Genomic DNA, 13,075 nt, shown 5'->3' with positions numbered 1-13,075 from the left:
GCCGACGGCCCGGGGCGCGGGGGCGGTTCGGGCCGGCCGGAGGAAGGCGGTCCGGGCGGGCCGGGGGCGGCCGGGGAAAGGCCGGCCGGGGCAGTGGTACGGGCGGCGGGGCCGGTCAGGCGTCGGGGGCCACGTCCAGGTCCACGACGACCGGCGCGTGGTCGGAGGCGCCCTTGCCCTTGCGCTCCTCGCGGTCCACGTAGGAGTCGGTGACCGCCTTGGCGAACGCCTCGTTGCCGTAGACCAGGTCGATGCGCATGCCCCGGTTCTTGGGGAAGCACAGCTGGCGGTAGTCCCAGTACGTGAAGGGGTGCTCGTACTTCAGGGGGCGCGGGACGACGTCCGTCAGGCCGGCCCCGCGCAGGGAGGCGAGGGCGGCCCGCTCGGCGGGCGTGACATGGGTGGAGCCCTCGAAGGCGGCCCGGTCGTAGACGTCGTCGTCGGTCGGCGCCACGTTGTAGTCGCCCATCACGGCGAACGGGCGGCTGCCGGCCGCGTCACCGGCGACGGCGGCCCGCAGCGCCTCCAGCCACTGGAGCTTGTAGGCGTAGTGCGGGTGGTCCACCTCCCGGCCGTTGGGCACGTACACGGACCAGACGCGGACCGGTCCGCAGGTGGCGGAGATCGCGCGGGGCTCCACGGAGCCGTCGTAACCGGGATCGCCGGGCAGGCCCTTGACGATGTCCTCCAGGCCGACGCGGGAGAGCACCGCCACGCCGTTCCACCGGCCGGTGGCGTGGACCGCCGCCTCGTAGCCCAGCTCGCGCAGCGGCTCCACGGGGAACTGCTCCTCGGCGACCTTGGCCTCCTGGAGGCACAGCACGTCCGTGCCGCTGCTCTCCAGCCAGGCCAGGAGCCTCGGCAGGCGGGCGGTGATCGAGTTCACGTTCCAGGTCGCGATGCGCATGTCCCCCAACCTACCCGGCACCTGTGACAACCCGGATCCGCCGCCGCTCGCTCACAGCTCGACCGACGCCCGGGGCTCCAGCCGCAGGTGCTCGGTGCCGCCGAGGGCGCCGATCTGCCGGTCGTAGATCGGGCGGGCGAGGTCGGTGAGCAGGGCGTCGTGCACGTCGTAGGCGCGCTCGGGGCGCACCTCACGGACGTAGTCGATGACCTCGGAGATCTTGTTCCAGGGGGCCATGACCGGCAGCATCAGCGTGCGCACGGGGCGGTCGGGGACGGTCAGCGCGTCACCGGGGTGGAAGACCGCGCCGCCGTCGACGAGGTAGCCGACGTTGGTGATGCGCGGGATGTCCGGGTGGATCACGGCGTGCAGCTCGCCGTGCACCTCGACGTCGAAGCCGGCGGCCGTGAAGGTGTCACCGTGCCCGACCGTGTGCACGCGCCCGGGGAAGGCCGCGGTGAGCTGCTCGGCGACCGCCCGCAGGGTCCAGATCTCGGTCGCCGGGTCGGCCTCCAGGGCCGCCCGCAGCCGTCCCTCGTCGAAGTGGTCGGGGTGCTCGTGCGTGACCAGCACGGCCTCCGCGCCGACGGCGGCGTCGGGCTCGGTGAACCCGCCTGGGTCGATGACCAGGGCACGGCCGTCCCGTTCCAGACGGACGCAGGAGTGCGACATCTTGGTGAGCTTCATGTCTCCATCCTGCCCCCGCCACGCGGAGCGCGGCCGGGACGCCGGGCCGGGGCGAGGGGGGCGGTCGGGCCGGGGCGAGCGGTCGGTGCCACCGGCCAAGGGGCGGGATCGCTGCCGCCGGGCGGGCGGGGGCTCCCGGCGACCGGGCGGGGCGGCGAGTCCACGCGGTTGCTCCTCCCCGGGCCGCCGTGCAGGGCTCCGCCGGCCGCCGGACCCGGATCCGGGCCTCCCGCTCGCTCCCCTGCTCCCCCCTGCTCACTCCTGCGGTGTGGTCTCCTCCCGGATGACCTGCTGGGCCACGCGGAAGGCGCTGCCCGCGGCCGGGATGCCGCAGTACACGGCCGCCTGGAGCAGGACCTCCTTGATCTCGTCGGGGGTCAGGCCGTTGCGCAGGGCCGCGCGGGTGTGGGAGGCCAGCTCCTCCAGGTGACCGCCGGCGACCAGGGCGGTCAGCGTGACGCAGCTGCGGGTGCGCCGGTCCAGGCCGGGCCGGTCCCAGACACCGCCCCAGGCGTAGCGGGTGACGAACTCCTGGAAGTCGGCCGAGAAGTCGTCGGCCTGTGCCAGCACGCGGTCGACGTGCGCGTCCCCCAGCACGTCCCGGCGGACCTTCATCCCCTCGTCGTACGCGTCCGCGGGGCCGTGGGCGGGCTGCTGGGGGGCGACGGCCGGGGCGATCTCGGCGACCGGCGCGGCGGGCGCCGGATGCCGCACGGGGGCGGCCGCCGGGACGGGGGCGGAGGTCGGGCGGGCGACGGCGCCGGTGGGCAGGGCGACCTGCCCGGTGCTGCTGTCGTAGGCCGGCTGCCAGGCGGTCGAGAAGTGCCGCACCAGCAGATCGGTCACGGCGGCGGGCTGCTCGACCGGCACCAGGTGGGAGGCGCCGGGGACGACGGCGAGCCGGGCGTCCGGGATCCCGGCGACCAGGTTGCGCGCCTCGGCCGGCCCGGTGACCTGGTCCTCGGAGCCGACCAGGACGAGCGTGGGCACACCGACGCTGCCGAGTCCGGCCCGCACGTCGAAGGAGGCGAGGGCCTCGCAGGCGGCGATGTAGCAGCCGGGGTCGGTCGTGCGCACCATCTGCACGGCCCACTCGGTGATGGCGGGCTGCGCCGCCGCGAACCCGCCGGTGAACCAACGCTCGGGCGCACTGCGCGCCATCGGGTCGAGCCCGTTGGTCCGGACGATCACCCCGCGCCGCCGGAACTCGTCCGCCGAACCGAAGCGCGGTGAGGCGGCGATCAGGGCCAGCGAGGCGAGCCGCTCGGGGTGCCGCAGCGCCAGCTCGATCCCGACCGCCCCGCCCAGCGCGCAGCCGGCGTAGCCGAACCGCTGCACACCGAGCCCTTCGAGGGTGGCGAGCAGCCGTTCGGCGAGTTCGGCCACGGAGTCCGCCGGGTGGGCGGGCGCCCCGCCGTGCCCGGGCAGATCGAACCGGAACACCCGCCACTGCCGGGTCAGTTCCGGGACCTGGCGGTCCCACATGTGCCATGTGGTACCCAGTGAGGGACCCAGGATCAGGACCGGTGCGTCTTCCGGCCCGTCAAAGCGGTATTGCAGGGTGTTCGGTGGTGTCTCACTCACGCCCCAGACCCTCTCACGTCTCACAGGCATCTCACGCAGCCCGGGGGAAGCCGGCTGGTCGATGCGTCCGTGGCCGCTCCTGCCGGACAATGCCGACGGCCTCACGGATCGAGACCGACCTGCGGCGTACGTCGATCGACACGTGAGCCCTGACCCGGAACGCGCCGCGCATTCCGGTGACGTCCCCGGCCCTGCGTCACGGAACACAACCGGTCCGCTGTCCCATCGCGCCGTCCGGGACGGGCTTGGTCGACATTGCGGCCGGGATCTGACCTCAATCGCCGCTAGCGTGAGAAGCCGCTCGCTTCCGTCGATGTGAGGACGCTCATGCAGCAGAAGGCTATTCAGATCATCGGTGCCCGTGAGAACAACCTCAAGGGCATCTCCGTGGAGGTGCCGAAACACATGGTCACCGTCTTCACGGGGGTATCTGGATCCGGAAAGTCGTCCTTGGTGTTCGACACCATCGCGGCGGAATCCCAGCGGCAGCTCAACGAGACGTTCACCGCGTTCGTGCGCAACCGCCTGCCCAAGTACGGCCAGCCCGACGTGGACGACATCGCGAACCTCTCGACTGCGGTGATCATCGATCAGAAGCGGATCGGGGGGAACGCGCGGTCCACCGTCGGGACGATCACCGACATCTACGCGTTGCTCCGGCTGCTCTATTCCCGGGTGGGCAAGCCCTGGATCGGCTATTCGAACGCCTTCTCGTTCAATGACCCCTCCGGAATGTGCCCTGATTGCGAGGGCCTTGGCCACCGGGTGCAGGTCGACCTCGACAAGCTGCTCGACAGGTCCAAGTCGCTGAACGAGGGCGCCATCCGGCACCCCGCCTTCAATGTGGGGGGCTGGTTCTGGAAGCTGTACGCCAATTCCGGCCTTTTCGACAACGACAAGAAGCTCCGTGACTACACCGAGAGCGAGTGGCAGGCGTTCCTGTACGGGACCCAGGGGTCCATCGCTCTGGAGTGGCAGGGCGGAAAGATCAACTCCAAGTACGAAGGGCTGATGGACAAGTTCAACCGGCTCTACCTGCGCAAGGAGCCGGACGAGATGAGCGCCAAGAACCGCGTGGCACTGGAGCGAGTCGTCACCCGGGGGCCCTGCGACACCTGTCAGGGGCAGCGGCTCAGCCGGCAGGCGCTCGGGTGCCGCATCAACGGCCGGAACATCGCCGAACTCGCCGCCCTGGAGATCGCCGACTTGATGGACGCCGTCAAGAAGGTCGACGCGTCGTCCGTCTCCACCCTGACGGCCAGTCTGATCGAGCGGCTCCAGCACCTCGTCGAACTGGGGCTGGGATACCTCAGCCTCAACCGCGAGACGTCCACGCTCTCCGGCGGCGAGTCGCAGCGCATCAAGATGGTGCGGCACCTCAACAGTTCGCTCGTCGACATGGTCTACATCTTCGACGAGCCCACGATCGGCCTGCACCCCAGCGACGTGCAGCGGCTCAGCCGGCTCCTGATGGAACTGGCCGGGAAGGGCAACACGGTGCTGGTGGTCGAGCACGACCGCGACATCATCGAGATGGCTGAACACGTCATCGACATCGGGCCCGGGGCCGGGCGCCACGGAGGCGAGATCGTCTACCAGGGCGACGTCCGGGGCCTCACCGAGGCGGACACGCCGACGGGACGGTACCTCCGCAGGATCACCCCGATCAAGGACCGGTTCCGCGAGGCCAGGGGGCACCTGGAGGTGACGGGAGCCCGGGCCCACAACCTCAAGGACATCAGCGTACGGATTCCGCTCGGCGTACTGACCGCCGTCACCGGGCCGGCCGGCTCCGGCAAGAGCACGCTCATTCACGACGTGCTGTTGCGGCAACACCCCTCGGCGGTCGTCATCGACCAGTCCGCGGTCACCACCAACCGGCGTTCGAACCCGGCGACCTACACCGGCATCATGGACGAGATCCGCAGGCTGTTCGCCCGCGAGAACCAGGTCAGCCCCTCACTGTTCAGCTTCAACTCCGAGGGCGCCTGCCCCACCTGCCAGGGACACGGCATCATCTACACCGACCTCGCCTTCATGGATCCGATGATCACGACCTGCGAGGTGTGCGCGGGGATGCGTTTCACCGAAGACGTCCTGCGTCTGACCCTGCGCGGGCAGAACATCCACGACGTACTGTCGATGAGCGCCGCCGAGGCGGCCGAGTTCTTCACCGAACCCAGGGTTGCCACGACCCTCCGTTCCATCAACCGGGTCGGCCTCGGCTATCTCCAGCTCGGCCAGCCGCTGAACACGCTCTCCGGCGGCGAGTGCCAGCGCATCAAGCTCGCCACGGAGCTCGGGAAGAAGGGCAGCGTCTACGTCATGGACGAGCCCACCACCGGGCTCCACATGTCCGACGTCGACAGCCTCGTCCACCTGGTCGACGACCTGGTCGAGAAGGGCAACTCGGTCATCGTCATCGAGCACAATCTCGACGTCGTCAAGCACGCGGACTGGGTCGTCGACCTCGGTCCCGGGGGCGGCAGCGAGGGCGGCCGGGTGATCTTCGAGGGCACCCCCGCCGACCTGGCGAAGGCCGAGCACTCGGTCACGGGTCGGTTCCTCGCCGCGTCCCTGGCCGACGCCGGTTCCGAGACGACCGGTCATCGCGCCAGGCGCTGATCCTCGCCCCGAGGGCCGACCGGCGTTCCCGTACGTGCCCGTCCCCGGGAACGCCGCGGCCCCGGGACCAGAGGTCACCGGACAGGGCTCAGCGCCGGACACGCTGCCCGGCCGACACACGGTGCCGGGCCGTCAGCTGTTCCAGCGTCGGCACCACCGCACCGGGTGCCGGGGTCCGCAGCATCTCCGCGCGGATCCGCGCGGCGCCCTGCCGGAAGGACGGCTCGGCCAGTATCTGAGCCAGCCTGTCCCTGACCCGGTCGGCCGAGGCGCCCTCACCGTGCGGCGGGAGGAAGATCCCCGCGCCCAGCCTTTCCAGCTGCCCGGCCCGGAAGACGTCGTCCCACTGCCAGGCGAGGGCGAGCTGAGGCACCCCGTGCAGGGCCGCCGTCGCCCGCAACATGCACGTGACCCATGACCAGGTGCTCGCCTGGCGGCTGCGACAGCAGAGCCTTGCCCCGCGGGGGGACGTCGTCCGTCGCCACCCTCGTGCGGGAACTGGCGGGCGTGCAGGCGCAGGTGGCCTCGTCGGCGAGCTCGCCCTCGCCGTCCGGCAGCGGAAGCCGAAGGCCGACGCCGTCCAGCAGGCGCTCGACGCTCGTGAAGTCGTCAAGACCTGGGTCATGCGGGGCACGCTGCACCTCGTGGCGGTGGAACACGCGGCGGCCTACCTGTCGTTGATGGCGGCAGCCAAGACCTGGGAGAAGCCCGCCTGGCGGCGGACCTTCGGGGTCGCGCCGGAGCAGATGACGGCCCTGGGCCAAGCCGTCGACGAGCTCCTCGCCGGCCGGTCCCTCACCCGTCAGGAACTCACCGAGGCACTGGTCGCCCAGAAGGAGTTCGCGTCCCTGGAGGGGCAGCTGACCTCCGGGTGGGGGACGGTGCTCAAGCCGCTGGCCTGGACGGGGAAGCTGTGTCACGGACCGAACCAGGGCAACCGCATCACCTTCGCCTCACCGCGCGACCGGGTGCCCGGCTGGTCCGGGACGATGGAGCCGGAGGAGGCGGCCCGCATCGTGATCCCCGCGTATCTCGGGGCGCACGGGCCGGCGACACCGGAGACCTTCGACGCCTGGCTCACGCGCAACGCGCACCGCAAGACCGCGGTCCGCGGCTGGTTCGCCTCGCTCGGTGAGGAGCCGGCGCAGGTGGAGGTGGACGGGACGGTGTGCTACCTGCGCGCCGAGGACGTGGACGCGCTGGCGGCCGCCGAGCCGTCCGAGGAGGTGCGGCTGCTGGCCGGGTTCGACCAGTACGTGCTGGGTCCGGGCACGGCCGACACGCGCGTCCTGCGGTCGCAGCGGCGCAAGGCGGTGAGCCGCACGTCCGGCTGGATCACGCCCGTGGTGGTGCACCGGGGGCGGGCCGCCGGGGTGTGGGAGGTCTCCGACGGGACCGTGGACGTGCAGCTGTTCTCCGAGAGCGCCGAGGTGCCGAAGGAGGCGCTGGAGGCGGAGGTCGCGCACCTGGAGGCGTGCCACGGCCAGTCGTACACGATGTCGGTGCGGACCGTCTGATGCCCCGCCCCGGTTCCGGTCGGATACCCGGTGGACGGACCGGGAGGACGCGGGAACGAAAGACACGCCCTCGGCGGTGAGAGCCGGGCTCGGTACCCCTGCAAGGCGTCCGGAGCCCGTCCTCCGCCGTCTCCCGCGCTCGCCCCCCATGCCGGTCCCCGCCGTCATCCTCACCTGCCCAGCGGCACCTCCGGTTGCCCGGGCCTCGCCGCTTACCGGCTGCCCGTCAGACGCCGGCCGGGCCCGTACCGTCCCGCCCTGCCCCCGTCGGCACCATCGTGCCCTCGGGCGCGGGGTCTTCGTCCAGCCCGGTGCCGTCCGCCCCCTCGCCGGCACCCTCCTCGGTCGCGCCGAGGAAACCGCCCGACTGGTGGCGCCAGAGCCGGGCGTAGGGGCCTTCGGCGGCGAGGAGCTGGTCGTGGCTGCCCTGTTCGACGACGGTGCCCCGGTCGAGCACGACGAGGCGGTCCATGCCGGCGACGGTGCTCAGGCGGTGGGCGACGACGAGGGCGGTGCGGCCCTCCATCAGGCGCCACAGGGCGTCCTGGACGAGGAGTTCGCTCTCCGAGTCGAGCGCGCTGGTCGCCTCGTCGAGGAGCAGGATCGGGGCGTCGCGCAGGATGGCCCGGGCGAGGGCGACGCGCTGGCGCTGGCCGCCGGAGAGTTTGACGCCCCGCTCCCCCACCAGGGTGGCGAAACCGTCGGGGAGCCGGTTCGCGAACTCCGTGACGTGGGCGGCGTCCGCCGCCGCGTGGATCTCCTCGTCGGTGGCGCCGGGCCGGGCGAAGGCGATGTTGTCGTGCAGGCTGCGGTGGAACATGGCCGGTTCCTGGGGGACGTAGGCGATCAGTGAGCGCAGGTCGCTCTGGCGCAGGCGGCTGATGTCCTGGCCGCCGATGAGGATGCGTCCGCCGTCGAGGTCGGACATCCGCAGCAGGAGCCGGGTGAGGGTGGTCTTGCCGCCGCCGGACCTGCCGACCAGGCCGATCCGGGCGCCCGGAGGGACGTCCAGGTCCAGCTTCTCGAAGATGGGTGGCGCGCCCGCGTGGGCGAAGGTGACCGCCTCGAAGCGGATGCCGGTGTCCCGCGGGGCGAGCGGTTCGGGGTCGGCGGGGTCGAGCACGGTGGGCGGGTGCAGCAGCAGTTCGGTGAACTGCGCGGCCTCGGTCATCGAGCTCTCCAGGCGCCGGTAGATCTGGTTGAACTCGAACATGATCCGGGTGGCGTTGGAGTAGTAGGTGAAGGCCACCACGACCGCCTCGACGCCCTGGCCGCTGCCGCCGAAGGCGACCGCCACGAGCAGGCCCAGCACGTTGGTCAGGATGGACATGGGGGCGATGAGGACGTCGACGCGCAGGTTGCCGTAGTCCCACGACCTCAGGGTCAGGCGCCGGGACTCCGCGACGCGGTCGCGGTGTTCCGCGGCTTCCCGGGGCTCGGCGGCGAAGGCCCGGATGGTCTCCATGTTCATGAGGCTGTCGGCGACATGGCCGGAAACGCGCGCGACGGCCGCCTCGCGGGCGGCGACGAGCCGCTGCCGGCGGCGGATCAGCGGCAGCGCGGCCACGACGGTCACCGTGATCATCAGCAGCAGGCCGGCGACCAGCATCGGCTCGTAGCTCCACAGCACCACGGCCCCGAAGACCAGGGGGACAGCACTGCCCACGATCCGGTAGGTGAGGGTGTCGACGAAGTCCTCGAAGCGCCTGCCGAAGCTGAGGAGCCGCTTGGTCAGGGAGCCGGCGAAGTTGTCGTGGAAGAAGGCGGCGTCCTGGGCGAGCAGGTCGTCCATGCCGCGCACGTAGAGGTGCTCCATGCCGAGCGCGTCCACCCGGTTGAGGCAGTGCTGGCCGATGCGCCAGACCACCTCGGCGAGCAGCAGCGTCACGCCGAAGCCCAGCACGTACGGGAAGGCGGAGGCGAGGGTGAGGCCGCCGTCGGCGGCGGCCCGTCCGGCCAGCTTGGCGATGAGCAGCGGCGCGATGTAGTGGATGCCGATGTTGCCCACGGCGGGCAGCAGCAGGGCGGGCACGGCGAGCCGTCGCAGGCGGCGGAGTTCGCGGCCGTAGAGGCGGAGGGCCAGGAGGACCGCGCCCCTGCCAGGCGTCGGTCCTCGGGTTTCGGACGTCCCCATCACACTCCCCGGTGGTTCGGAAAGGGGGAATCCTTCCGTCGGCGAGGGGGCCCGGTCCAGGCATTTACGGAGGAGCGAAAGGAACCGGACATCGTCGACGGGAAGGGGCACGGGGGGCATTTCCGGTGGCGCGGGGCGCGAGGGCGGCGTGCGTCCGGGCGGGCGCGTGTGCGCGGCCCCGGGGCGCGGAGTTCGCGCCTGTGCTGGCCGTCACACCCCTCTCACCTTCGGCAATTTACTAGGACGTCCTACTATCTCTACGGCCACCACTCCGCCCGTCCTGTCCGGGAAGGCACCCATGAACGCTCTGCACCGCCCCGTGCACCCCGTCCGTCTGGTCACCGCTTCGGCCCTGTTCGACGGGCATGACGCGTCGATCAACATCATGCGGCGGATCTTCCAGTCCCAGGGCGCGGAGGTGATCCACCTCGGCCACAACCGGTCCGTGCAGGAGGTCGTGGACGCGGCGCTGGAGGAGGACGTGCACGGCGTGGCGGTCTCGTCCTACCAGGGCGGGCACGTCGAGTACTTCGAGTACCTCGTCGAGTCGCTGCGCGAGCGCGGGGCCGGGCACATCCGCGTGGTCGGCGGGGGCGGCGGCGTGATCGTGCCCGAGGAGATCGACCGGCTGCGCGGGAGCGGCGTCACCATCTTCTCCCCCGAGGACGGCCAGCGGATGGGCCTGGCCGGGATGGTCAACTCGGTGGTGCGGGAGTGCGACATCGACCTGTGGGACAGCGGGGCGGCCGACGCCGACGCCGTCCTGGCCGGTGACCGGTTCGCCGTCGCCCGTGCCATCACCGGCGCCGAACTCGGCAAGCTGCCCGCGGACTTCCTGGAGCGGATGCGCGGCGCAGCGGCCCAGCGGGTCACGCCCGTGCTCGGTATCACCGGGACCGGCGGCTCGGGCAAGTCGTCCCTGACGGACGAGCTCGTGCGCCGGTTCCGGGTCGACCAGCGGGACGCGCTGCGGATCGCGGTGATCGCCGTCGACCCGACCCGCCGGCGCGGGGGCGGCGCGCTGCTCGGTGACCGGATCCGGATGAACTCCCTCGACGGCGACCGGGTCTTCTTCCGCAGTCTCGCCACCCGGGGCAGTCACGAGCTGCCCGAGCACCTGTCGGACGTCATCGACGTGGTCAAGGCCGCCGGGTTCGACCTGGTGGTCGTGGAGACCCCGGGCATCGGCCAGGGCGACGCGGCGATCGTGCCGTTCGTCGACATCCCGATGTACGTGATGACACCGGAGTTCGGTGCCGCCTCGCAGCTCGAGAAGATCGACATGCTCGACTTCGCCGACGTCGTCGCGATCAACAAGTTCGAGCGGCGCGGCGCCAAGGACGCCCTGCGCGACGTGGCCCGCCAACTGATCCGGAACCGTGAGGCGTTCGGCAAGCGGCCGGAGGACATGCCGGTGTTCGGCACCTCGGCGGCGACCTTCAACGACGACGGCGTCACCGCGCTCTACCAATACCTCAGGACCGCCCTGGGCGAGAAGGGGCTGCCGCTGACCGAGGGCGCGCTGCCCGCGGTGGACGTGCGGCACTCCTCCGGCATCCGGCAGGTGGTGCCCGCCGACCGGGTGCGCTACCTCGCCGAGATCACCGAGACGGTCCGCGCCTACCACGCGGAGACGGAGCGGCTCGCCGAGGCGGCCCGGCGGGTCCAGCGCCTGGACCTGGTGCGGGGCGAGCTCGACCGGGCCGGGTCCGACGCGGCGAACGTGGCGGCCCTGCTGGACGAGGCGCGCAGGCAGCTCCCGCACCACGTCGCCGAGCAGATCGAGGGCTGGCCCGCCGTCGTGGAGTCCTACTCGGGCGACGAACAGGTGGTGAAGATCCGGGACAAGGAGATCCGCACCAAGCTCACCCGCGAGTCCCTGTCGGGCAACAAGGTCCCCCGCGTGGCCCTGCCCGCGTTCACCGACCACGGGGAACTGGTGCGGTTCTGGCGCCGCGAGAACCTGCCCGGTCACTTCCCGTTCACGGCCGGTGTGTTCCCGTTCAAGCGGGACGGCGAGGACCCGGCCCGGATGTTCGCCGGCGAGGGCGACCCGTTCCGCACCAACCGGCGCTTCAAGCTGCTGTCCGAGGACCAGCCCGCCACCCGGCTGTCCACCGCCTTCGACTCGGTCACGCTGTACGGCCGGGACCCCGACCGGCGTCCCGACATCTACGGCAAGGTCGGCACCTCCGGCGTGTCCGTGGCGACGCTGGAGGACATGAAGGCCCTCTACGACGGCTTCGACCTGGTCGCGCCCACCACCTCGGTGTCGATGACGATCAACGGTCCGGCGCCGACCGTGCTGGCCTTCTTCCTCAACGCCGTCGTCGACCAGCAGATCGAGCGGTTCCGCGCCACCGAGGGCCGGGACCCGTCGCCCGAGGAGGCGGCGGAGCTGCGCGCGCACGCGCTGGCGAGCGTGCGCGGCACCGTGCAGGCGGACATCCTCAAGGAGGACCAGGGCCAGAACACCTGCCTGTTCTCCACCGAGTTCTCCCTGCGGATGATGGCCGACATCCAGGAGTGGTTCATCCGGCAGCGGGTCCGCAACTTCTACTCCGTGTCGATCTCCGGCTACCACATCGCCGAGGCCGGCGCGAACCCGATCAGCCAGCTCGCGTTCACCCTCGCCAACGGGTTCACCTACGTCGAGGCGTACCTGGCGCGCGGCATGCACATCGACGACTTCGCCCCGAACCTGTCGTTCTTCTTCTCCAACGGCATGGACCCCGAGTACTCGGTGCTCGGCCGGGTCGCCCGGCGCATCTGGGCCGTCGCGATGAAGGAGAAGTACGGCGCCAACGAGCGCAGCCAGAAGCTGAAGTACCACGTGCAGACCTCCGGGCGTTCCCTGCACGCCCAGGAGATGGACTTCAACGACATCCGCACCACCCTGCAGGCGCTGATCGCCATCTACGACAACGCCAACTCGCTGCACACCAACGCCTACGACGAGGCCGTCACGACCCCGTCCGCCGAGTCGGTGCGCCGTGCGCTGGCGATCCAGCTGATCATCAACCGGGAGTGGGGGCTCGCGATGAACGAGAACCCGCTGCAGGGCTCGTTCATCATCGACCAGCTCACCGATCTGGTCGAGGACGCGGTGCTCGCCGAGTTCGACCGGATCAACGAGCGCGGCGGTGTGCTCGGCGCCATGGAGACCGGTTACCAGCGCGGCCGCATCCAGGACGAGTCGATGCTCTACGAGCAGCGCAAGCACGACGGTTCGCTGCCCGTCATCGGCGTGAACACCTTCCGCCGGCCCGGCGGCGACGCCGAGCCCCAGGAGCTCGAACTGGCCCGCGCCACCGAGCAGGAGAAGGAGTCCCAGCTCAAGCGGGTCCACGACTTCCGGACCACGCACCGCGACGAGGCGGCGCGGGCGATCGCCCGGCTCAAGGAGGCGGCGATCAACGGTGACAACGTCTTCGAGGTGCTCATGGACGCCGCGCGGGTCTGCTCGCTGCAGCAGGTGACCGAGGCGTTCTTCGAGGTCGGGGGGCAGTACCGGCGCAACGTCTGACGGCCGGCCGGCAGCCGCGGGGGCGCCGTCCCCGTGCCGGCGCGGCGCCCCTCGCCGGGGAGGGCGGGCCGGTGGTCCTCGGCGTCCCGCCGCGG

The 13,075-nt window shown here is 71.5% G+C and carries 8 protein-coding genes; 3 read left to right on the top strand and 5 right to left on the bottom strand.

The window, feature by feature from the left end; genetic code table 11:
• Window positions 1-115 precede the first annotated feature (115 nt).
• From G3I53_RS12490 to pcaC, 3 genes are all read right to left on the bottom strand, one after another.
• Window positions 116-907, bottom strand: a complete 792-nt coding sequence (locus G3I53_RS12490) for an exodeoxyribonuclease III (RefSeq protein ID WP_164338919.1) — start codon at window positions 905-907, stop codon at window positions 116-118.
• Window positions 908-958: 51 nt separating this feature from the next.
• The gene (locus tag G3I53_RS12485; protein WP_164338918.1) at window positions 959-1,594 is read right to left on the bottom strand and encodes an MBL fold metallo-hydrolase; all 636 of its coding nucleotides are present in this window, start codon (window positions 1,592-1,594) and stop codon (window positions 959-961) included.
• Window positions 1,595-1,849: 255 nt separating this feature from the next.
• Entirely contained in the window at window positions 1,850-3,178 is a 1,329-nt protein-coding gene (gene pcaC, locus G3I53_RS12480) for a 4-carboxymuconolactone decarboxylase (RefSeq protein WP_164438341.1), read from the bottom strand.
• Window positions 3,179-3,505: 327 nt separating this feature from the next.
• On the opposite strand from pcaC, the gene G3I53_RS12475 reads away from it, so the two are divergent.
• A complete protein-coding gene (locus G3I53_RS12475) occupies window positions 3,506-5,803 on the top strand; it encodes an excinuclease ABC subunit UvrA (protein WP_164338113.1) in 2,298 nt (765 codons plus the stop codon).
• A gap of 88 nt (window positions 5,804-5,891) precedes the next feature.
• Here the strand turns inward: G3I53_RS12475 and G3I53_RS12470 are convergent, their stop codons facing one another.
• Window positions 5,892-6,206, bottom strand: coding sequence for a nucleotide disphospho-sugar-binding domain-containing protein (locus G3I53_RS12470; RefSeq protein ID WP_164338112.1), 315 nt, complete (start codon window positions 6,204-6,206; stop codon window positions 5,892-5,894).
• 4 nt (window positions 6,207-6,210) lie between these two features.
• Between G3I53_RS12470 and G3I53_RS12465 the strand changes: the two genes are divergently transcribed.
• Window positions 6,211-7,320 (top strand): winged helix DNA-binding domain-containing protein, encoded by a 1,110-nt coding sequence (locus tag G3I53_RS12465; RefSeq protein ID WP_203616982.1) that lies wholly within the window; start codon window positions 6,211-6,213, stop codon window positions 7,318-7,320.
• Between the two features lie 226 nt (window positions 7,321-7,546).
• Here the strand turns inward: G3I53_RS12465 and G3I53_RS12460 are convergent, their stop codons facing one another.
• A complete protein-coding gene (locus tag G3I53_RS12460; protein ID WP_164338111.1) occupies window positions 7,547-9,454 on the bottom strand; it encodes an ABC transporter ATP-binding protein in 1,908 nt (635 codons plus the stop codon).
• A 298-nt stretch (window positions 9,455-9,752) separates the two neighbouring features.
• On the opposite strand from G3I53_RS12460, the gene icmF reads away from it, so the two are divergent.
• Window positions 9,753-12,980 (top strand): fused isobutyryl-CoA mutase/GTPase IcmF, encoded by a 3,228-nt coding sequence (icmF, locus tag G3I53_RS12455; RefSeq protein ID WP_164338110.1) that lies wholly within the window; start codon window positions 9,753-9,755, stop codon window positions 12,978-12,980.
• Window positions 12,981-13,075: the final 95 nt, after the last annotated feature.

Origin of the sequence: Streptomyces sp. SID14436 (assembly GCF_010548465.1) — a bacterium.
Lineage (GTDB): Bacteria > Actinomycetota > Actinomycetes > Streptomycetales > Streptomycetaceae > Streptomyces.
This window is presented reverse-complemented; position numbering and strand designations above follow the sequence as displayed.